Below are 20,807 nucleotides of genomic sequence, written 5' to 3' on the forward strand. Positions count from 1 at the left end.
AATATGTTTATACAAATTCATTTTATAGGATGTGAAATAGAACATAAATATTCTTCAAGACCCTTAGTTTACCGTTAAACAAATTGCACAGAATACATATGCGATTAGTGAATATGGAACTGGTATTCACTCATTCCAAAACTTCAGTATTCAATTTTAACTACAAAAAAGATGTTTTCGTATAAGAAAACATCCTTTACTTTTTATATATTCTATTTACAGTCTCTACTAAAACCTTACTTGCTTGTACAAATGTATGCTTTCGATTTCTATCTTCAACAAATTTATTAGCACAACTACTCATAATCATCATACAACTAATTATGACTAACGCTATCTTTCTATTCTTGTAAGTCACTTCATGCCACTCCACTATTACAAAACTTCTTTTGAATTTATCCCATCAAGAAATTTTACATGAATAATAAAACGTGTGAATATGCAATTCTGCATATTCACACGTTTTATCACAATGTTATGATTTAATTTAGTTAAAGAACAAGTATACCGAGGTGACTAACTTGAAGTTTAAAGCGAAAAAAAATCCATTCCACGTCATTTTCATTACATTATTTATAATTATTTTTTTCGTTTCGTTATTCTTCCAAAATGAAAATTCTATTTTTTTCACTCTCATGATGCTATTAAATATCGTGAATCTTTCTTCATTCTATTTCTCTCACTACAACGTAACGGAATCATCTCTTGTTGTAAAACACGGTTTCATACTTCGTACTGAAATCCCATTTAAAGACATTCGCCATATTAAGTACTCTGGCAAAAAACTTCGTTCAAAAAAATGGACGAGGCAACAATTAGAAATTAATTATAATTTATTTGACTCAGTGACCACTTTCGTACCACAAGAAGAAGAAAAATTCATTTCACTCTTAAAAGAGAACTGCCCACAGATGAAAGTAATGAATACGCCTGCTAACAAATAATATATTTTGAAGCTTGCATTATTGCAAGTAGATGAAACTTAAAAATGAACATCAAAAAAGCCAAGATTCTATACTCAGAACCCTGGCTTTTTCTATTACTCTTTTGGAGCAATCATTTTCTTTGGATCTACAATTTCATCAAATTGCTCTTCTGTTAGTAGCCCAGATTGCAACGCTGCTTCTTTTAAAGTTAATCCTTCTTTATGAGCATGCTTCGCAATTTTCGCTGCATTTTCATATCCGATATGTGGGTTTAGCGCTGTTACAAGCATTAGTGAACGATTCACATTTTCATTAATTACTTCTTCATCTGCTTGAATACCAACTGCACAATTGTCATTAAACGAAACAATTGCATCCGCTAATAAGTGAGCTGATTGTAAGAAGTTATAAGCAATAACAGGTTTAAATACATTTAACTCAAAGTTACCTTGGCTCGCAGCAAATCCGATTGTTGCATCATTCCCCATTACTTGCGCTACAACCATCGTTAACGCTTCACTTTGCGTTGGATTTACTTTACCTGGCATAATAGAGCTTCCTGGTTCATTTGCTGGAATAATAATTTCTCCAAGACCACTACGTGGACCACTTGCAAGCCAACGTACATCGTTAGCGATCTTCATTAGATCCGCAGCTAATGCTTTTAATGCACCGTGAGTATATACAACTTCATCATGGCTCGTTAATGCATGGAACTTATTTGGTGCAGAAACAAATTGTTTACCTGTAAATTGACTAATTTCCTCTGATACCATCTCACCAAATTTAGGATGAGCATTAATACCTGTTCCAACCGCAGTTCCACCAATTGCTAACTCTTTCATATATGTATTGCTCTCTGCAATCATACGCTCTGTTTTTTCAAGCATACGGTGCCATCCGCTAATTTCTTGCCCTAAAGTTAACGGCGTTGCATCTTGTAAATGTGTACGACCAATTTTTATAATATGTTCAAATGCAGTTACTTTTTCTGCTAAAGTTTCTTTTAATTTCGTAATTGCTGGTAATACGTGATTTTCTACTGCGATTACACAAGCTACATGAAGCGCCGTTGGAAATGTATCATTTGAACTTTGTGACATGTTCACATCATCATTCGGATGAATATGTACGTCAGATCCCTTCTCTTTCAAAATTTGATTCCCACGATTTGCAATTACTTCATTCACATTCATGTTTGACTGTGTACCACTACCTGTTTGCCATACGACAAGCGGAAAATGTTCATTCCATTTCCCTGCAATCACTTCATCCGCAGCTTCTACAATTGCTTCTGCTTTTTCTTCTGATAGCTTTCCTAATTTTTGATTGCTAAGCGCTGCACTCTTCTTTAAAATTGCAAATGCTTTTACAATTTCAAGCGGCATTTGCTCTGTTCCAATTGGAAAGTTTTCTTTACTACGTTGTGTTTGTGCTGCCCATAATTTATCAGCTGGAACTTTTATTTCTCCTAATGTATCTCTTTCAATTCTGTACTCCATGTTTTCATCCCCTTGAAAATATAATACCTACATCTCTTATAATAACAGACTTCCTCTTAAATGATAAGAATTCTCACTCTTATATATAGATATTCTATATTTATTTTAAAAAATTCCTCTTGACCTAAACTTAAGTTTAGGCTGTATCCTTTCCATTGTAACCTACTATAACACTACTGGAGGAATTCAATATGAAAAAATATGCTTTTATAACAGGTGCGAATAAAGGAATTGGATATGAACTTGTTCGTCAATTAGCAGAAAAAGATTATCACGTATTTTTAGGTGCTCGTAATGAACAACTTGGACAACAAGCCGTAGAATCTTTAAATGTTTCAAACGTTTCCTATATTCAAGTAGATATTTCAAATTCACAATCCATTCAAGAAGCAACAAAGAAAATTTACGAAACGACTGACCACTTACATTTATTAATTAATAACGCAGGCATAGCGCTAGACTTCAATACGCTACCTAGTGAATTAAATATTGAAACTTTACGCCAAGGATTTGAAGTTAACTTTTTTGGAACTTTCCAAATGATGCAAGCCTTTTTACCATTATTAAAGAAATCAAGCAACAGTAAAATCATAAATGTAACAACTGACATGGCCTCACTAACAATGTTTGCTAATGGTGAAACACATCCAATTAATACACTAGGATATAATTCTTCCAAAACAGCTATTAATGCTTTAACATTAGCTTTTAGTAAAGAATTTGCCACTAACGGTCCAGAAGTATTTGGAGTAACTCCTGGTTTTACAACTACGGATCTTAATGGAAATTCCCCCGGTGGCCATACAACCACTGAAAGTGCTAAAATTATTATTAAATATGCATTAAGTGAAACAAACTATAATGGTAAAATATTTAACAAAGATGGCATTATACCTTGGTAATAAAAGGATGAATGATATGTATTATACAATTGGGCAAGTCGCCAAAATGCAACACTTAACTATTTCTCAAATACGTTATTACGATAAACAAGGACTGTTTCCTTTTCTGCAAAGAAACGAAAAAGGAGATCGAGTTTTTGATGAAGAAGCACTGAAATATTTAGAGATGATTTTGTGTTTAAAAAACACTAGTATGCCAATTCAAAAAATAAAACAATTTATCGACTGGTCTATGGAAGGAGAATCTACCATCCTTCAAAGGTTAGAATTAATGAAACAACAGGAGACCAATGTCTTACAGCTCATTCAAGACACTGAAAAAAACTTAAAAAAGATACAACAAAAAATTGCTAAATATGAGAATGAAATAACTTCAGAAAATGCTATTAAAAAATAAAAAAATCACCTTCTACATATTGTAGAAGGTGATTTTTATTTTATGATGCTTGCTTTCCTTTATCTGCATCATCTACATACCAGATGAATTTGCCTGTATATCCGTAAATAACTGCTAAAATTAACGATACGAAGCTTAACCACATAAACGGAACGTATGAGAACGTTGCTACACCTAAAATACCAGCCATAAAAATACCATTATCAGACCATGGAACCATACCTGAAGTTAATGTTCCGCCTACTTCTGAGTTACGCGCTAATACACGACGGTCTATTTTTAATTTATCATAGCTATCTTCCATAATTTTTGGTGTTAAAATTAGTGATACATACATCGCACAACCAAATATATTAGCTAAGAATGCCACGATTAATGTAGACAATGTTACATTACCTGCAGAATTTAATTTCTTCTCAAATTTTGATACGATTACTTTTAAAACACCTAGTTTTTCAAGTAATCCACCAAATCCTAAACCGAAAATAATAACGGCTACTGAGCCAAGCATGCCGTTAATTCCACCACGGTTTAATAACTTGTCAACAAACTCAACACCAGATTGAATTGAGAATCCGTTATAAGCTGTTCCAATCGCCTCTCCAAAGTTCATCCCTTGGAAAAGAGTTGCCCAAATTGCACCAATTAAAGCTCCCATTGCAATTGTTGGCATAGACGGTTTCTTCATCGCTAATAGAACGATAACAATGACCGCTGGAATAAGCATCCATATTTTAATATCAAATTGCTTTAATAAAGCTTCTTTTAAAAATTCTACTCGATTCAAATCTACATTATCGCCGCCATACATCCAACCAGCTACAGTAAACATAATACTAGTAATAATATAAGCCGGAACATCTAATACGAGCATAGCTCGAACGTGAGCAATAACATCTACTTTCGCCATAGAAGCTGCAAGAACTGTGCTATCAGAAAGTGGTGATAATTTGTCGCCGAAATAAGCTCCTGAAAGAACTGCACCAGCAACAAGCGGAAGTGGTAAACCAAGTCCTTCACCAATCGCCATCATAGCAATACCTGCTGTTCCCACTGTTCCCCAAGACGTTCCTGTTGCGATAGAAGTTATAGAACAAATAATTAATGTTGCTAATAGGAATATGCTAGGGTGAATAAATTCTAATCCATAATAGATTAATGTTGGTACTACCCCACCAGCAATCCATGTTCCAATTAAAGCACCTACTGCAACTAAAATCAGTATTGCTTCTAATCCGTTAGAAATCCCTTTCGTAATTGCATCTTGCAATTCTTGATAACGAAATCCTAATCTTAATCCAAGCGCAATTACTAAAAACCATGAAATAAATAGCGCTAATTGAATTGGGAGATCAAAAATCGTTTGGAAGGAAAAGACAACAGCAAGAAATAGTAATAAAAGAACTATGATTTCTAGCATCGATGGTAATCTTACACTTTTCATTTTTTTCTCTCCTTACAAGTCGATAACATGACGTATGTCGTCTTACATGTATGTAATATACAATTAGCGAAGACAAAACAAAATTTTCATATTATTTCGATTTATTTTTCCAGTATAATATATTCACAACCCTTTCTATTGTAAAAGTAGATTACGTTTTTCGCAATGAAAAATATAAAAAATGTTGTATTTTTATTTATCCCGATATTTTCGGTCAATAAGACCCTTGTATCAAAATTTAGTAAGTGCAAAGTACCTAGTTAAGAAATTAACTACTGTAAAATCCCGGATTGATATGAACGTATTAAAGCTTTATTTTATTTACAAGGAACAATCCCATACTAACTTTTTTAATATTTGCTGCAACAAAACTTTTTACAACTATCTTAACTTTTTAATTCACACCATTATTTTCTACATAAAAAATAGGGCACACATCATAAAAATGATGCATGCCCTACCTTTATTTATACATATTTTGTATTTCTTCTTTATTTTTAAGTATTTCTTCAAACTTATCACTACAACCCTTCGGAAATAACACTCCCAGTCCATATGAATGCGCAAATTGAAAATGAGGGTACTTCGCTTTTACCTCATCCCAAAACTTATATACGCCGAAATCACCACTTCTAACTTCAATATCATGAAATAATACAATACCGTTTTTCGCGACTTTCGGTAGCCATGTATTATAATCGTGAGAAACAGCTTCATACGTATGATAGCCATCAATATGCAAAAGATTTATCGTTTCATCTTGAAACCGGTCTACAGCATCATCAAAAGTAGATCGAATTAAATTTCCTATATTAAGGTAGTTATCACTCACTACTTTTTCTACTATTTGAAAAACTCCTTCTCCATATGGACCTGTATGCCCATCTCCAGCCCAAGTATCTACTGCAAAGCATTTAGTCGATAACCCTCCATCTTTTACTCCTTGACAAAAACTGAAGAAAGAAGCACCTAGATGTGTACCTAACTCAACTAAAGTTTCTGGTTTTTCAAATCGTACTAAGTCATATGCAAAATCTAAATGTCCACTCCACGCAGATTGTGACCGAATAATAGGACTAAATGTTTCAAATTCAAATGATGGTTTATGAGTAACCCAGTTCATCGCATAACTCCTTCTGCACATATTTTTAACAAACCAAATTACTCTTATCTTTATTTTTTTATCGCCTTGATTATGATTCTATTTCATGAAAATATGAAGAATTTATTCTTTTCTATTAAGGTAAAGCATCATATACATATGGGTCAGTTGGCTTATTAATTTTCTCGATTTTGTTTACTTTTACAAGTGGAAAGACTGTTCCTTTATATGTCGTTTCATCTAATAATCCTGTTATTTTCACCCATGTTTCTTCTGGAGTTTTTTCAATATTTTTCCCGGTAACAATCATCCCCCAGACTGATGCATCCGCAATACAACAAGTTATACCATATCGAGCCACTACTGCTTTATTACCCGTCACATCTTTATCCTTATATATAAACCCTAAGAATGTAATTTCTTTCCCTTTAAACCAATTAACATTTTGACCAATTACATTCATTGTTTGAACATAGTCCTTATCCTTTACTTGTAGTTTACGCTGTCTTAACATACTTTTTACTACTTGCTCTTCCGTTTTATAAGTCGTTGATAAATTTGATGTTTCTTCTGGATCAACGGATACTTCTCGCCCATCAAAATTAACCTGTTCCCCCTCTTTTTCATTCCTTTCCAGACTTCTCGACTGTACACTTTGATTCATACCCCTTTTTCCTGCTAAACTTCCATCAATTGTTACACTTCCAAAGAGAAAAGCACTAACTATCGGAACGACAAATAAAACATATACAAAGAAACTTTTTATCCCTGATTTTGATGTTGTATGATGTTTACAACAATTACAATCATGCTGTTTCTCTCTTCCATCTCCCCAAACTTGTACAGTACCAAAAATTAAAATTACTACAAAAGCTATATACGTAAATTTGATCATTTTTGGAGCGATAAAATTATAAATATTACCTGTTACAAGTAGTTTAAATAAGAGCATTGCTAAACCAATTAAAATAATGCCACGTATATAGCGATGATACGCCTTCTGCTCCTCTTTCTCCATTCTTTCTCACCTCCTATAACATTATGATTTGCAGGATGGTATACACAGATGCAATGACAATTCCTATCAAAAAGAATACAAATCTCTTTTGAAAATATGCAAATAGCATTAACGTATTTTTCATATCAAGCATAGGCCCAAATACAAGAAATGCGAGAAGTGCCTTTACCGAGAAAACATGTCCAAAAGATGCCGCTATAAAAGCATCGGCTGCAGAGCAAATTGATAAAACATAACCAAATCCCATCATAATAAAGGGGGCAATTACTTCGTTATGTGCTACTGCATCCAGTACATTCCGATCAAAAAACGTTTGAAATACACTTGCTAAAAAAGCACCAATCAATAAATACTTACCAGTATCAAAAAACTCATCTACAATATGATTCATAACATCTTTCCAACTCTTTTTTTTGCTTGTTTGAACTGAAACCTCTACATCTTTTAAAACATTTCTTTCGCGATAGCAATAATACACAATTAGACCTATGAATAGAGCAACTAAAATTGTTATCCCAAAGCGTGCATATACAACGTAATCATTTTTTTGAAACGCATATACAGTAGATAAAAGAACAACTGGATTCATAATGGGTGCACTCAGTAAAATAACAATGCCTACATGAAGTGGTAACCCCTTTTGAATGAGCCTTCTTACAATTGGTATAATGACACATTCACACATTGGAAAAAGAACTCCCACAAATACTGCCGGAATCATTGCAACAATCGGAGATTTCGGCATTACTTTTTGAATCATATCTTCCGTCACAAACACTTGAATACATGAAGAAACAATTACCCCTAATAAAATAAAGGGTATTGCTTCAAAAATGATACTTAAAAATACTGTATTCACATTCAACCATTCCTGTGGCATATTTTTGTGCAAATTTGCTAGACTTGTAAAATCTACAAAAAATAATAAAAAGAGAAACATAGCGATAAGAGCTATCCCTACTAATTCTTTTGAAACTCTATTAAAGACCAAGCTTCTCGCCTCCATTTTATTTATATGTAAACATGCGCTTGTCCAAATGCTCCATACTACAGCACAAATTTTATAGTCTATTTCTATTCTTAAATCGTAATCATTATGATTTATTCTTGCTTTTTCTTTTCCCATCGTTTAACATAAAACGTAATTATTACGATTTAAAGGAGAGATCATTTCATGAAAAAAGTACCTATCACTGTATTGAGTGGTTTTTTAGGATCCGGAAAAACTACCTTACTACATCACATTTTGACTAATGAGAATAACTTAAAAGTAGCTGTCATCGTTAATGACATGAGCGAAGTAAACATTGATGCATCTCTTATAAAAAAGGGTGGTTTTTCACGTACGGAGGAAAAACTAGTAGAAATTCAAAATGGCTGTATTTGTTGTACACTACGAGAAGATTTAATGATAGAAGTGAATCGTCTTGTTGAAAATGGTGATATTGACTATATTATTATTGAATCTTCTGGTATAAGTGAGCCTATTCCAGTTGCTCAAACATTTACTTATACAGACGAAGTTCTTAACATTGATTTAACGAAAAATTGTCGCCTCGATACGATGGTTACAGTTGTAGATGCAAATAGGTTTTGGGATGATTTTGCAGACGGAGAAAGTTTATTAGACCGAAAACAAGCAATCGATGAGAATGATACCCGGGAAGTTATTGATTTATTAATAGATCAAATTGAGTTTGCAAACGTAATTATTCTTAATAAAATAGATTTGCTAGAAAAAGAAGATGTGATAGAGCTTCATCATTTACTAAAAAAATTAAATCCTAATGCAAAAATTCTTGAAGCTTCGTTTAGCAAAGTACCATCACAAGAAATTTTAAACACAAATCTATTTAATTATGAAGAAGCTAGTCAATCGGCCGGCTGGATACAAGAATTAAATAGTGAACATCATACACCGGAAACGGAAGAATACGGTATCAATTCCTTTGTTTACCGTCGCAAATATCCTTTCCATCCCGAGCGCCTTATGAATTGGCTAGAAAAATGGCCTTTAGATGTTGTAAGAGCGAAAGGATTCTTCTGGCTCGCATCTCGTAATAATATGATAGGGCTTCTATCTCAAGCAGGTTCCTCTATTACAATTCAAGGAGCCGGTGATTGGATAGCCGCATTACCTGAAACTGAAAGAAATCAAATGATTGCAGAAGAACCAGAAGTATTAAAAAACTGGGACGAGCGATATGGAGATCGAATAACTGAGCTCGTATTTATCGGTATTGATATGAATCGTTCTGTGATTGAACAATCATTAGATGATTGCCTATTAACAGAAAAGGAAATGGGACAAAAGTGGAATACATTTATTGATCCTATTCCGGCTTTTACTTATACTTCATAATAATTAATAAAAGGCTTCAGTAGAATGAAGCCTTTTTATTTTATAGCACTCTTATTTAATAGGTTTGCTTTAATTATAAATACAACTGTACCTAAAACAATTAATATAGCATATATGATACCAACTACATCACCTATTTTTTCTAAGCCAAGCGGTAATATTATAGTAGCAACTCCGACTATATAAGAAAATGCTCCTGAAAGCTTCGCTAATTTATTTTTATCTCCAACAAACGTTTCTTCTTGATATCCCGCTAACAAAAACAACCTCTTTTTCACATGTATTTGATACACTAAAAAAATGATAAGTAACCCAACAAATAAACAAACTAAAAATCCAGCTAACATATACTCCCCCTCCTCTACAATATTTTACTATACACAAAAAACAAATTAGAAATTTCAGTTTATTAACGAGTCATTCTGTGATATATTGCATATTGTATTCAATTTATATTTTTAGAAAGGAGAATTTTAGATCATATGGATTCAAATCGATTAAAAGGAATTATAATGGTCATAATCGGTGCTTGTTTATGGGGCTTGTCTGGTACAGCTGCACAACAACTTTTTCAATATGACAATGTTTCAACCGAATGGTTAGTTACGATCCGTTTACTTATATCTGGAATTATTTTGCTCATTATTTCCTCATTCGGAACGAGAAAAAAAGAGATATTTGGCATTTGGAAAAAAAAATCTGATGCTATTAAAATGATTTTGTTTGGTCTATTCGGTATGCTTGCTGTACAGTATACGTATTTCGCTTCAATTAAAGAAGGAAATGCTGCCGTGGCAACATTATTACAATATTTAGCTCCTATATTCATCACTGTATACTTACTTTTCAAATGGAACGTTCGTCCATCAAAAATTGATTTCATTTCAATTACCCTTTCATTAGTAGGCACTTTTCTCTTACTAACAAACGGGTCTGTTCATAACTTGGCTGTTTCTACACCAGCTATTATTTGGGGTATTTTATCTGGATTATCTCTCGCTTTTTATAGTTTATATTCAAAGGAATTGTTAGAAAAATGGTCTTCCTCCGTTATCGTTGGATGGGGCATGATTATTGGGGGTATTGGTGTAACGATTGTACACTTTATTTCTACAAACGAATTCATTTTATTATCAACTATGAAATATGTAAAACTAAGTACCCTACCGCTCATCACATTTGTCGTCATTTTCGGAACACTTATTGCCTTTTATTTATACTTAGACAGCATAAGATACCTGACTCCGAAAGAAACAACATTATTTGGTTGCACAGAACCACTCGCAGCTATTATTTCTTCTGTACTTATATTGCACGTGCCATTTCAATCTTTTCAGTTATTAGGCGCTTTTTGTGTCATTGTAATGGTGCTCATCTTAAGCCAACAGCCGGATGAAGGGAAAGAAAAATTAAAGCTTGTTCATGCAAAAAAGGAAAATATACAATGAAAGGATTGAATTCACTATGCCTGTCCCTCAAAATTATAAAAAACCAGGAAGAATTTCAGCAAAATCACTCGTTTTAAATCAACTACAAAATTGGATTATTGAAGGTGTACTGAAGCCCAATGAAAAAATTAATGATGGGGAATTGGCTGAGGCACTAGGAGTAAGCAGAACACCTGTAAGGGAAGCACTTCAAATATTAGAGCTTTCTGGATTAGTGGAAATGGTACCAGGGCAAAAAACGAAAATTGCTCCTATTAAGTTAGACGACGTATCTATCATTTATGAAACGATGGCTGGTCTTCACTCTATTATAGGAAAGCAAGCTCTTCAAAACATTACAGACGCTGATATTCAACTACTTTCTGAAATAAATGATCATTTTCAGCACTCTATAGAGAAAAAAAACACAAAACAAGCTTTAGAATTAGATATACAATTCCACAATACAATTTCTTCTATTGCTAAAAATCAATATATTGAACCCTTTCTAGAAAATATGCAACTTCACGTTTTACGTCTTGAATATTTGTTTTTCCAAAACTTTGTTCCAGCAAGTCAATCTATTGAAGAACATCACTCTATCATTCAAGCATTGCAGAAGCAAGACGAAAAACAAATGGAACAAATAATGACTCAAAACTGGCTCCGTCCCATGAAAGAAATACAAAAAATAATTTCTACGAAATAAAAAGAGAGCTGGTTACACAAAATCGTAACCAGCTCTCCTTTTACTAATCTATATAGCTACGCCTGAATATTTGCATAATCTTCCATATCTTCGTACTCTTTTTCCAATTCCTCTAAAGACAGCTCGTATAATTGTCGGTCGCGAATCTTAAACACACCTGCTCCAATTAACTCATCAATTAAATGCCTCTTACGATTTTCAACAGCAAAACGGAGTTGACTACTCATCTTTTAAAAAACTCCTTTCTACGATCATTGAAAATGATAATCTTTATCAATTACCACTTTTGATTATAAAAGATGACTCTTTATAAGTAAAGTAATTTCATGAAATATTTACCTTGCAAAGTATTTGTGGCCACATTATATATATATGTATGCCGTGCGAAAAATGTTATGACACTTTTTCTTATCCTTTTTCTTTCATACTTTGCAAGTTGTCTCATCATGATGAAATTCACCATCTATTTCTACTTGAATGGTGACATGTTCTACATGAAATTTCTCCTTTAATACATACGTAGCCTCTTTTAATACACTTTGCGTTTCATTCCCTTTAATAATAAGATGACATGTTAATACTTGAAAATCTGATGTGACAGACCATATGTGCAAATCATGAACTTCTTTGACAATCGGAATATTTAATAACGTACTTTTTACCTCTTCAACATTTATGTGCTGTGGTGCACCTTCCATTAATATATGAACCGTATCACGTGTTACACGCCATCCACTAATAATGACTAAAATAGACACAAGAATACTAGCAATCGCATCTGCAGCAGTCCATCCGAAAAATTTAATAAGTAACGCAGCAATAATCGCTCCGACGGAACCCAATAGATCGCCTAGTACGTGCAGGAAAGCACTTCTTAAATTCAAATTACCTTTCACATCTCCGCCTCTCATTAATATCCAAGCTGATAAAATATTAATAAGCAGACCAAGGACTGCAATAATGAGCATCCCATTACTAGCAATCTCAACTGGTTCTTTAAAACGACGGATTGCTTCAATAAAAATGTATACCGAAATGACAATAAGAACGACACCGTTACATAATGCTGCTAACATTTCGACTCGCTTATATCCATATGTTTTCACAGTTGTTGCTGTTTTTTCTCCGAGCTTAAACGCAAGTAAACTTAAAGCTAAAGATACTGCATCACTTAGCATATGCCCCGCGTCAGATAGTAGTGCTAAGCTATTTGTTACAAATCCACCAATAACTTCTGCAATCATAAAACTTGTTGTTAGTAGGAAGGCAATTAGTAACGCCTTTTTATTTTTTGAATGACCATGATCATGCGAATGTCCCATACTTATACTCCTTTAAGTACAATATCTGTATGTTAGTATGAAACAAACTCCCCATCTTTATCCCGAATCGACTGATTGTAAACGCCCGCTTCCTCTGTATACACACTTCGCTATTTTTTAGACAATCCCTTTTTCTCAAATAAAACAAGACTACTTCTTTTTTATTTTCATATTGTTTACTAATGAAAGAATTTTAAGGAGGTTACTTAAATGAAACGTTTATTTCTCTGTATGGAACGTGAACTTGTTGTAGTGAAAGAACAATATGATAACTATGAAACGACTTACCACTTACAAAATATGCAACCTACCTGTATCGCTGTTGATCCGTTCCACCCAAACCGTGTATATTGCGGAACATTTGGACGAGGTCTATGGTTAAGTGACGATAGCGGGGATTCATGGAGACCAATTGGAGATTCTTATCGTTACTTTGATTTCCCTAAAGAAGATGGTATTTTACACTCCTCTATCACTTCCATAACAATAAGCTCAAATGAACAAGTGAACGGATATGGGGTCGTTTATGTCGGCACAGAACCGAGCGCTTTATTTCGCTCTGAAAATGGTGGTGAAACGTGGACTGAACTTAAAAATATGAAATCATTATTATCTTCTTATACGTGGGCTTTCCCGCCTAGACCTTTTACCCATCACGTACGCTGGATTACAGTTGATCCAAACAACCCTAATACAATACACGTTTCAATCGAAGCTGGTGCTGTTATTCAAAGTAATGATAAAGGGCATACATGGATTGATAAAAAATTCGGTGCTCCTATCGATGCTCATCAATTACTTATGCACCCTGAAGCACCAAATCGTCTTTATGCATCATGTGGTGACGGATTTATGGGCGGACCTGATCGTGCTTATCTTGAAAGTTATAACAATGGAAACAGCTGGATCTCATGTAGTGAAGGACTTGAACATCATTATTTATACAGCATGGCAATTGATCCAGCTGATTGTAATACGATTCTAGTTTCTGCCGCGCCAAGTGCTGATCTGGCTCATCACCGTATCCCTTATGAATCTTATATTTATCGAAAAACGAAAGATACTCCGTTCCAGCAAGTACAACAAGGACTACCATCTGCAATCGGTACAGTCATTTCGATGTTTGCGACAAACAAGGCTGAACCACATACGTTTTACACGTTAAATAACAATGGCGTCTTTCAATCCAATGATAGCGGCGAATCGTGGGAACAACTAAATATTCCGTGGAAAGATGAATATAAAACGCAGCATCCGCATGCATTGCTCGTTACTAGTTCTTAACGAAAAAAAGACTGCCTAAATGGTTTTAGGCAGTCTCTTTTTTATTTCTTTAAATCAATGACAATATCATCTAACACAATATCTTTACTCTTCGCTTCTTTTTTCGGCACTTCTATTTTCTTCTCTTTCCCATTCACATACTCTACTCCACCATGATTTTCAGGTGTATGTACTCGCAAGTGCACGCGAGGTGTAACGATAAGCTTTGTTGCATTTTCGTTTAACTTTTGGAATGTAGAACTCCAACTACTTTTGTGCGGTTCTGCTACTGTACTAGTTCCGCCATTTCCTTCACCAGCATATTTATTTCCTAAATCATCTTTTATTTCTAATTCCACATCAGCGCTATCCCATATACTTCTTAATACTTTAGATTCTTCCTGATTGAAAAAAACGATAAATGACATCGGAGTTACTTCCATTTTGTCTATATTTACTTTTATTAATTCATTTTCAGAAACCCTATTAACCTTTACTTCTTTACTCTCCATTGCTTTTAAACTAAGTGCGAAGTTCCAATTCCCCTTAATTGAATTACCTTTATAATCCAACTCAATCTCTTCCATATTCCACCAAACGTTTGCAACATCTAACCTTTTACTACTATTACCACTCATCGTAGTCATACCTACGTACTTTTTCTCTCCAACTTTTGTTACTTGAGAGCTTCCTCCCCCGCCATTAAACCCCATCACCTGCGGATATCCAAATATATTTGGCTTCTCACCTAAATCTTTATCACTCTCAATAGAGTATGTGATTGTGATTGTTCTACCATCGAACACAGCATCATTAATTGTAACCTTAACCCCATTACTCTCCCTTGTCATATTCAACTCAGTCGAAAACTCTTTATAATTTTCATATAACCCTGTTCTACCATTATCTAAAAATCGGAATATGTCACCTACAATTGGCAATCCCCCCGCATATGTAGGAAATCCGATACCGAGTGTTGCAACTGATAATCCTACTAAAATAGATGCAGCAGCGACACCTTTTTTCCAACTTTTCATCTTTTTCTTCGTACGTATCGATTGTTTTACATTTCGTTTTACTTTTTCCTTTTCAATTTCAGAAGCCTCAATTTCTTCTAGTTCTTTTTCGTCTATATCAATATCATTTAATAGTTCATAAATGTCTTTCATATCGCACTACCTCCAAAACTAATATTCGTAGCATTTTGTTGTAGTTTCTTTTTCCCCCGGTACACTCGATTATCAATTGCTGCCCGAGTTAATCCTAACTTGTCACCTATTTCCTCTGTCTTCATACCAAGTAAATATTTCATAATGAACACCTTTTGATCTAGCGGTTCTAATTGATTAATGAGCTTCAATAATTCTTCCCTATCTTCCATAACGATTAATTCGTCTTCTGCTGATTTTTCTGTACTGATATGAAACTCATCTGAAATGATTTCTACTGTTTTAGTCGATTTCCGGTAATAATCAATTGCTTTAAACTTCGCAATCGCTGCAATCCACTTTTTAAAATCGCTCGGCTCTCCATGAAATTTATTTGCGTTATTCCAAATGGAAAGAAATATATCGTTTATACATTCCTCTATGAGTCCATCATTTTGAATTGGAAGTAGAACTTTATGCGTGATTCCCTTTATGAGTGGTAAGTATGTATCGACAACAAATTCTAACGCGTCTTCTTTTTGCCGTTGTAATCTTTTTATAAAATTTTTCTCATTTGATTTCATGTAGCGATTCCCCTTATTGTTTTGTAAAAGCTTTTACACCCTATATAACGTCTGAGAAAATTTTTTCTCTCATCTTTTTTATTTTTTGTATGTAATGGAATACTTTTCCTTAGCCATTGTCTCACATAACTATGCGTTCAAAGAAAATTTTCTCAAGTCTACAATTTGGTTCATGTAGTACACTATTTATATAGTCATTCTTTAACTTTGTGTATATTTTATTTCGTTAATTTACTATTTTAAATTAGGAGATGAGATATGTATGTGTGGAATTACAGGTTGGGTAGATTGGAAAGAAGACCTTTCAAATCAACATATTATTTTAAAAAAGATGGCAAATAGTATTCAGCATCGTGGTCCGGATGCTGAAGGATTTTGGTTTTCACCTCGCGCAGCTTTTGCACACCGCCGATTAATCGTAATAGATCCTAAAGGAGGAACGCAGCCAAAAACATTTCGTGCTGGTGATTATACGTATGCTCTTACTTATAATGGAGAAATTTATAATTTCCGTGAACTTAGAGAGCAGCTTCAAAAATGTGGGCATGCATTTGAAACCCATTCAGATACAGAAGTATTACTACATGCTTATTTAGAATGGAAAGAAGACTGCGTACGACATTTAAACGGAATTTTCGCTTTTGCCTTATGGGATGATCAGAAGCAACAATTGTTTTTAGCACGAGATCATTTAGGTGTAAAACCACTCTTTTTTACAGAAAGAAATGGCAGTATTATTTTCGGCTCTGAAATTAAAGCATTATTAGCGCATCCATCTGTCCCTGCTGAAATTGATGCGGATGGAATAAATGAAGTATTTGGATTAGGCTTATTTCGCACTCCAGGATGTGGCGTCTTTAAAAATATTCAAGAAGTACGTGCTGGACATTCTATAACATTTACACGTCATAAAAAAGTAGTTACGAAGTATTGGAATTTAGAAAGTAAGTTCCATACAGACTCTATAGAAGATACATCTTCGCATATTTTATCTATTTTACAAGATACAGTAAAAAGACAATTAATTGCCGATGTTCCTCTCGTTTGTATGTTATCAGGCGGATTAGACTCTAGCGGTATTACTGCACTTGCGGGTAAAGAATTTGCTGCTGAAAATAAAACACTTCATACGTATTCTGTTGACTTTGTAAATAGCGCAAAAGACTTCGAACTGACATTTGCTCGCACTGGTTTAGATGCCCCTTGGGTAAAACGCGTTTCTGAACATGTCGGGACAGCGCATCATGATATTATTGTGAATGCTGAAGAATTAGCAAATCAATTATTCGTTCCCCTTCATGCAAAAGATTTACCGAGTGCTGGTGAAATGGAAACTTCACTATATTTACTATTTTGCGAAATGAAAAAAGATGCGACCGTAGCTTTATCCGGCGAATCGGCTGATGAAGTATTCGGTGGATATCCTTGGTTTCATCAAGAAGAACTACTATATGTAGATAAGTTTCCTTGGCTAACAAATTGGAAAAATACATCTCCTCTTCTACTAAATGAGGTAAGTAACCAATGTAATCTAGAAGACTATATTGATACACGATTCCAAGAGGCGATACTTGAAGTACCTACTCTTGAAGGCGAAAGTAAAAAATCCGCGAAACAACGCCAAATGTTTTATTTATTTTTAACAAGATTCCTTCCTTTCTTACTTGACCGTAAGGATCGCATGAGTATGGCTGTTGGATTTGAAGTTCGTGTACCGTTTTGTGATTATAGATTAGTTGAATATTTATGGAATGTTCCTTTCAACATAAAAAGTATTGATAATATTGAAAAAGGCATTTTACGTAGAGCACTACAACCAGCTTTACCTGACGATGTACGCAATAGAAGAAAAAGCGCTTATCCAACTTCACAAGATCCACTCTACTTACAAACAATCCGTAATTTAACACTTGATATGTGTAACAATAAAAACAATCCTATTTTCTCACTTATTAACCATTCCATCTTACTTTCAATTGCTGATCAAAGTAATAAAGAGATTAACAATTTTGAGGCAAGAAGTGCCATGGAGTATATGCTACAAGTAAATGAATGGTTAAAAACATATCACATCCATATTGCTTAACAAAAAGGAGTTCAAGGATAAAAACCTTGAACTCCTTTTATATTAATTAGCACATTGTTTATTATCAGTATCAATAGACCATCCAATAATCGTGGCACAGTCTCTACCTTTCCACTGCAGTACATTTGTTAATACGGGCTCAATCTGCAAGCTATTTCCGTCGTGTAATATTTCTACTAAAGATTGATCATCATCAAACCTTCGTTTGTCACACTCTAAAATACCGTCCGTTGCCATTACAATGTGATTCATTCCTTTTTCTAATCCTCTTACACCTGACGTAAAGCAAGGTGTATTTGCTGCAAAAATATTTTTCCTGCCAATATATTCGTAATTCTTCCGTTTATTTAATCGTCCTTTTCCATTTTTCGTTTTCTCAGAATGGAATAAATACGCGAAACAATCACCAACTGATAACCAATATAAAAATTCGCCTTTTCGTAAACAAATTAAGCAAGCGAGTTCCTCATCATCTTGATCACACTTTTTAATAAATAACTCATCTGTAAATAACGCTAATAGGTACATATGTGTATGATGGAAAGCTAAATGTATTGGATATGAGAATAACTCTTTTAGTTTTTCTTTTCTTTCCGAAATCGCTTCTATTATATAATCTATATTTTTTGTTTTGTGATGTGTATCAAAAATCATAACAAATTCAAATTGTAATTCAGGATCCCACCAAGCCAGCACCGCATCTCCTCGTTCATATGCATCACTCTCTTGATTTCCCCCATATACGCCGACTGAAAGAGGACCACATTTTTCAACATGTATTTCATCTACATACATCTGTTCATGACTAATCCATTTGAATGTATTCACAGCTATCATCCTCTCTCTTGCTAAATGTATACCTTTACACATAGATTACCTTATATTTCAATAAAAATAAACTTTTTCAACATTTTTTATCCAAATAAAAGGATTTTATTTCTAAAATAACGAATATATCTTACTATACGATATAAAAAAGGGGATTTATTATTATGAACAACATTAATCAACATTGGGAGAGCATTTATTATCACTTACGATACGAATACGAGGACAACCTTTCCCACCAAGCAATTCGTATTTTACAAATCGTTTCTCGTGAGAAAGGTATAACAATTGGAAAAGTCGCTACTGAGCTTAGTCTTTCTCATAACACAGCGTCTGAACACATAAAGCGCCTTATTCAAAAGGGCTTCATCATTAAAGAGCGAAATAAAAAAGATGAAAGAGTTGTAAATCTTACATTAACAATTGAAGGAATTGAAGTATTAGAAAAACATACTTTACTAGATAAAGAAAAGATAAAAATATTAGAATTACAGTTATCAAAAGAAGAACAACAATTAATTGAAAAAGCATTTTCGTTATTAGCGAAGGAGGCAAAATATGCATTTCCTCGTTAAAGTAATCGTTTCGGCACTTATTATCGGCATTATCACTGAAGTCGCTAAACATTACAGTACGATAGGTGGCTTTATTGCTGCCCTTCCTCTCGTGAGTTTACTTAGTTTATTTTGGATTTCATTCGAAGGCGGAAATAAACAAGAATTGAGGCAATTTGCTTTAGGGGTATTATATGGATTCCCCGCATCAGCACTACTATTATTTATCGTCTATATTGGTTTAAAAAATTCATTTACACTTAGTACATCTGTCCTACTTGGTATAGGTGTTTGGTGTATCGTTTTTGCTTGTCAAAAATTATTTCAAGCTTAGGAGGAATTAACATTCATAAATTTGTAGAAATAATGGGGCAAAATATAGAAGTACATATAAAAGGAGGTGGTAAACAAACTGTAGTCATTCAAACCGGAATGACTTGCTCATTTTATGATTGGTTTCCTATTATAGAAAAGCTTTCAGAGCACTTTACAGTCGTTTCATACCATCGCCCAGGTTACGGGAAAAGTGATTTAGGCAATCAGCCGCGTACAATAAGGCAAGTTACAAAAGAGCTACATATGTTACTAAACAAACTAGCTATTCAAGAGCCATTTATTCTAATCGGTCATTCCTATGGAGGATTATGTGCACAACATTTTGCAATGTTACATGAAGATAAGCTGCAAGCACTTATTTTAGTTGATTCTACTTCGATGAACTTACACCGTTTAGATGAACTTCATTTACCAATTTCTGATCAAACTGATTCTGATGATGTTTGGTTTCAAAAATATAATATATATTCCAAAATGGATGTAGACACACTTTATAATGAACTAAAACCTATGCTCACCGATCAATCAAAACAGCAAATTGAATTCTCTACCTCGCCTTCATTATATAAAGCGACAGCTTCTGAACTATCGGAGTGGAAAAACTGTGCTCTCTCACTAAAAGAGCTATGTAAAACATTAGAAATACCATTAATCGTTATCGGTAGAGATCCTCAATATTCTATTACTCAATTCACTAATGGCGGCATGCCAAAAGAGGAAGCAACACAACTTGAAGCAATGTGGCAAGAACTAATTCACGAACAATTACACCTCTCAACTAACAACCAATATATTCTTGCCGAACATGCGAGTCACGGTATAGAAAATGATCGACCAGATATTATTATTGAGGCGATTCATTTCTTACAAATAAAAAAAGGAAGCAACTAAAGCTGC

23 protein-coding genes are annotated in these 20,807 nt (G+C 33.9%); 11 read left to right on the forward strand and 12 right to left on the reverse strand.

All coding sequences use genetic code 11. From position 1 onward, the window contains the following. Positions 1–196: 196 nt before the first annotated feature. On the reverse strand, positions 197–358 hold the full coding sequence (locus tag MRP26_RS03380; protein ID WP_000221432.1) for a hypothetical protein: 162 nt from the start codon (positions 356–358) through the stop codon (positions 197–199). A 163-nt stretch (positions 359–521) separates the two neighbouring features. Between MRP26_RS03380 and MRP26_RS03385 the strand changes: the two genes are divergently transcribed. After that, on the forward strand, positions 522–944 hold the full coding sequence (locus MRP26_RS03385) for a PH domain-containing protein (RefSeq protein ID WP_000669072.1): 423 nt from the start codon (positions 522–524) through the stop codon (positions 942–944). A 95-nt stretch (positions 945–1,039) separates the two neighbouring features. Here the strand turns inward: MRP26_RS03385 and fumC are convergent, their stop codons facing one another. Next, positions 1,040–2,428 carry a class II fumarate hydratase gene (gene fumC, locus MRP26_RS03390; protein WP_242805982.1) on the reverse strand — a complete coding sequence of 463 codons (1,389 nt, stop codon included), beginning with the start codon at positions 2,426–2,428 and terminating at the stop codon, positions 1,040–1,042. Between the two features lie 191 nt (positions 2,429–2,619). Between fumC and MRP26_RS03395 the strand changes: the two genes are divergently transcribed. Continuing rightward, a complete protein-coding gene (locus tag MRP26_RS03395; protein WP_000759552.1) occupies positions 2,620–3,330 on the forward strand; it encodes an SDR family NAD(P)-dependent oxidoreductase in 711 nt (236 codons plus the stop codon). A 16-nt stretch (positions 3,331–3,346) separates the two neighbouring features. Beyond that, a complete protein-coding gene (locus MRP26_RS03400) occupies positions 3,347–3,727 on the forward strand; it encodes a MerR family transcriptional regulator (protein WP_197241868.1) in 381 nt (126 codons plus the stop codon). 40 nt (positions 3,728–3,767) lie between these two features. Here MRP26_RS03400 and nhaC read toward each other — a convergent pair whose 3' ends face one another. The 4 genes from nhaC to MRP26_RS03420 form a co-directional block, all read right to left on the reverse strand. Then, entirely contained in the window at positions 3,768–5,171 is a 1,404-nt protein-coding gene (gene nhaC, locus MRP26_RS03405; RefSeq protein ID WP_000843986.1) for a Na+/H+ antiporter NhaC, read from the reverse strand. A 463-nt stretch (positions 5,172–5,634) separates the two neighbouring features. After that, positions 5,635–6,294, reverse strand: coding sequence for a class I SAM-dependent methyltransferase (locus tag MRP26_RS03410; RefSeq protein ID WP_001104670.1), 660 nt, complete (start codon positions 6,292–6,294; stop codon positions 5,635–5,637). A 115-nt stretch (positions 6,295–6,409) separates the two neighbouring features. Continuing rightward, complete coding sequence (locus MRP26_RS03415; RefSeq protein ID WP_197241869.1) at positions 6,410–7,291, reverse strand: TIGR03943 family putative permease subunit; 882 nt, start codon at positions 7,289–7,291, stop codon at positions 6,410–6,412. Positions 7,292–7,304: 13 nt separating this feature from the next. Continuing rightward, positions 7,305–8,297, reverse strand: a complete 993-nt coding sequence (locus MRP26_RS03420) for a permease (protein ID WP_178389810.1) — start codon at positions 8,295–8,297, stop codon at positions 7,305–7,307. A gap of 168 nt (positions 8,298–8,465) precedes the next feature. On the opposite strand from MRP26_RS03420, the gene MRP26_RS03425 reads away from it, so the two are divergent. Beyond that, entirely contained in the window at positions 8,466–9,653 is a 1,188-nt protein-coding gene (locus MRP26_RS03425; protein ID WP_197241871.1) for a GTP-binding protein, read from the forward strand. A gap of 35 nt (positions 9,654–9,688) precedes the next feature. Here MRP26_RS03425 and MRP26_RS03430 read toward each other — a convergent pair whose 3' ends face one another. Further along, positions 9,689–10,000, reverse strand: a complete 312-nt coding sequence (locus MRP26_RS03430) for a DUF3784 domain-containing protein (protein ID WP_065483072.1) — start codon at positions 9,998–10,000, stop codon at positions 9,689–9,691. A 135-nt stretch (positions 10,001–10,135) separates the two neighbouring features. Here MRP26_RS03430 and MRP26_RS03435 point away from each other — a divergent pair, with 135 nt between their 5' ends. After that, positions 10,136–11,101 carry a DMT family transporter gene (locus MRP26_RS03435; RefSeq protein ID WP_242805983.1) on the forward strand — a complete coding sequence of 322 codons (966 nt, stop codon included), beginning with the start codon at positions 10,136–10,138 and terminating at the stop codon, positions 11,099–11,101. Between the two features lie 16 nt (positions 11,102–11,117). After that, positions 11,118–11,789 carry a GntR family transcriptional regulator gene (locus MRP26_RS03440; protein WP_003270099.1) on the forward strand — a complete coding sequence of 224 codons (672 nt, stop codon included), beginning with the start codon at positions 11,118–11,120 and terminating at the stop codon, positions 11,787–11,789. Positions 11,790–11,845: 56 nt separating this feature from the next. Here the strand turns inward: MRP26_RS03440 and fbpA are convergent, their stop codons facing one another. Both fbpA and MRP26_RS03450 read right to left on the reverse strand, forming a co-directional pair. Beyond that, a complete protein-coding gene (gene fbpA / locus MRP26_RS03445; protein ID WP_000098302.1) occupies positions 11,846–12,016 on the reverse strand; it encodes a Fur-regulated basic protein FbpA in 171 nt (56 codons plus the stop codon). 195 nt (positions 12,017–12,211) lie between these two features. Next, the gene (locus MRP26_RS03450; RefSeq protein ID WP_098033419.1) at positions 12,212–13,111 is read right to left on the reverse strand and encodes a cation diffusion facilitator family transporter; all 900 of its coding nucleotides are present in this window, start codon (positions 13,109–13,111) and stop codon (positions 12,212–12,214) included. Positions 13,112–13,321: 210 nt separating this feature from the next. Here MRP26_RS03450 and MRP26_RS03455 point away from each other — a divergent pair, with 210 nt between their 5' ends. Next, positions 13,322–14,395 (forward strand): WD40/YVTN/BNR-like repeat-containing protein, encoded by a 1,074-nt coding sequence (locus tag MRP26_RS03455; protein ID WP_000825318.1) that lies wholly within the window; start codon positions 13,322–13,324, stop codon positions 14,393–14,395. Positions 14,396–14,436: 41 nt separating this feature from the next. Here MRP26_RS03455 and MRP26_RS03460 read toward each other — a convergent pair whose 3' ends face one another. Both MRP26_RS03460 and MRP26_RS03465 read right to left on the reverse strand, forming a co-directional pair. Further along, positions 14,437–15,543 carry a DUF4179 domain-containing protein gene (locus tag MRP26_RS03460; protein ID WP_044306863.1) on the reverse strand — a complete coding sequence of 369 codons (1,107 nt, stop codon included), beginning with the start codon at positions 15,541–15,543 and terminating at the stop codon, positions 14,437–14,439. After that, a complete protein-coding gene (locus MRP26_RS03465; RefSeq protein ID WP_000840007.1) occupies positions 15,540–16,106 on the reverse strand; it encodes a sigma-70 family RNA polymerase sigma factor in 567 nt (188 codons plus the stop codon). The genes MRP26_RS03460 and MRP26_RS03465 overlap by 4 nt, the downstream gene beginning before the upstream one ends. A gap of 262 nt (positions 16,107–16,368) precedes the next feature. Between MRP26_RS03465 and asnB the strand changes: the two genes are divergently transcribed. Further along, a complete protein-coding gene (gene asnB, locus MRP26_RS03470) occupies positions 16,369–18,192 on the forward strand; it encodes an asparagine synthase (glutamine-hydrolyzing) (RefSeq protein ID WP_078401035.1) in 1,824 nt (607 codons plus the stop codon). Positions 18,193–18,234: 42 nt separating this feature from the next. Here the strand turns inward: asnB and MRP26_RS03475 are convergent, their stop codons facing one another. After that, the gene (locus MRP26_RS03475; RefSeq protein ID WP_002040904.1) at positions 18,235–19,062 is read right to left on the reverse strand and encodes a PP2C family serine/threonine-protein phosphatase; all 828 of its coding nucleotides are present in this window, start codon (positions 19,060–19,062) and stop codon (positions 18,235–18,237) included. Between the two features lie 122 nt (positions 19,063–19,184). On the opposite strand from MRP26_RS03475, the gene MRP26_RS03480 reads away from it, so the two are divergent. From MRP26_RS03480 to MRP26_RS03490, 3 genes are read left to right on the forward strand one after another with little or no spacing between them, the layout of a single operon-like run. Then, positions 19,185–19,595 (forward strand): MarR family winged helix-turn-helix transcriptional regulator, encoded by a 411-nt coding sequence (locus tag MRP26_RS03480; RefSeq protein ID WP_053564811.1) that lies wholly within the window; start codon positions 19,185–19,187, stop codon positions 19,593–19,595. Continuing rightward, the gene (locus MRP26_RS03485; RefSeq protein WP_053564812.1) at positions 19,579–19,908 is read left to right on the forward strand and encodes a DUF3147 family protein; all 330 of its coding nucleotides are present in this window, start codon (positions 19,579–19,581) and stop codon (positions 19,906–19,908) included. The genes MRP26_RS03480 and MRP26_RS03485 overlap by 17 nt, the downstream gene beginning before the upstream one ends. Then, on the forward strand, positions 19,869–20,801 hold the full coding sequence (locus MRP26_RS03490; protein ID WP_197241897.1) for an alpha/beta fold hydrolase: 933 nt from the start codon (positions 19,869–19,871) through the stop codon (positions 20,799–20,801). The genes MRP26_RS03485 and MRP26_RS03490 overlap by 40 nt, the downstream gene beginning before the upstream one ends. Positions 20,802–20,807 lie beyond the last annotated feature (6 nt).

This window comes from Bacillus sp. CCB-MMP212, assembly GCF_022748145.1.
Taxonomy (GTDB): Bacteria; Bacillota; Bacilli; order Bacillales; family Bacillaceae_G; genus Bacillus_A; species Bacillus_A cereus.

Coding starts and splice junctions, on each gene's coding strand:
- asnB (WP_078401035.1), top strand. CDS start 16,369: ATGTGTGGAATTACAGGTTGGGTAGATTGGAAAGAAGACCTTTCAAAT.
- fbpA (WP_000098302.1), bottom strand. CDS start 12,016: ATGAGTAGTCAACTCCGTTTTGCTGTTGAAAATCGTAAGAGGCATTTA.
- nhaC (WP_000843986.1), bottom strand. CDS start 5,171: ATGAAAAGTGTAAGATTACCATCGATGCTAGAAATCATAGTTCTTTTA.
- fumC (WP_242805982.1), bottom strand. CDS start 2,428: ATGGAGTACAGAATTGAAAGAGATACATTAGGAGAAATAAAAGTTCCA.
- MRP26_RS03395 (WP_000759552.1), top strand. CDS start 2,620: ATGAAAAAATATGCTTTTATAACAGGTGCGAATAAAGGAATTGGATAT.
- MRP26_RS03465 (WP_000840007.1), bottom strand. CDS start 16,106: ATGAAATCAAATGAGAAAAATTTTATAAAAAGATTACAACGGCAAAAA.
- MRP26_RS03435 (WP_242805983.1), top strand. CDS start 10,136: ATGGATTCAAATCGATTAAAAGGAATTATAATGGTCATAATCGGTGCT.
- MRP26_RS03400 (WP_197241868.1), top strand. CDS start 3,347: ATGTATTATACAATTGGGCAAGTCGCCAAAATGCAACACTTAACTATT.
- MRP26_RS03430 (WP_065483072.1), bottom strand. CDS start 10,000: ATGTTAGCTGGATTTTTAGTTTGTTTATTTGTTGGGTTACTTATCATT.
- MRP26_RS03415 (WP_197241869.1), bottom strand. CDS start 7,291: ATGGAGAAAGAGGAGCAGAAGGCGTATCATCGCTATATACGTGGCATT.
- MRP26_RS03475 (WP_002040904.1), bottom strand. CDS start 19,062: ATGTGTAAAGGTATACATTTAGCAAGAGAGAGGATGATAGCTGTGAAT.
- MRP26_RS03480 (WP_053564811.1), top strand. CDS start 19,185: ATGAACAACATTAATCAACATTGGGAGAGCATTTATTATCACTTACGA.
- MRP26_RS03450 (WP_098033419.1), bottom strand. CDS start 13,111: ATGGGACATTCGCATGATCATGGTCATTCAAAAAATAAAAAGGCGTTA.
- MRP26_RS03460 (WP_044306863.1), bottom strand. CDS start 15,543: ATGAAAGACATTTATGAACTATTAAATGATATTGATATAGACGAAAAA.
- MRP26_RS03485 (WP_053564812.1), top strand. CDS start 19,579: ATGCATTTCCTCGTTAAAGTAATCGTTTCGGCACTTATTATCGGCATT.
- MRP26_RS03455 (WP_000825318.1), top strand. CDS start 13,322: ATGAAACGTTTATTTCTCTGTATGGAACGTGAACTTGTTGTAGTGAAA.
- MRP26_RS03420 (WP_178389810.1), bottom strand. CDS start 8,297: ATGGAGGCGAGAAGCTTGGTCTTTAATAGAGTTTCAAAAGAATTAGTA.
- MRP26_RS03410 (WP_001104670.1), bottom strand. CDS start 6,294: ATGAACTGGGTTACTCATAAACCATCATTTGAATTTGAAACATTTAGT.
- MRP26_RS03440 (WP_003270099.1), top strand. CDS start 11,118: ATGCCTGTCCCTCAAAATTATAAAAAACCAGGAAGAATTTCAGCAAAA.
- MRP26_RS03425 (WP_197241871.1), top strand. CDS start 8,466: ATGAAAAAAGTACCTATCACTGTATTGAGTGGTTTTTTAGGATCCGGA.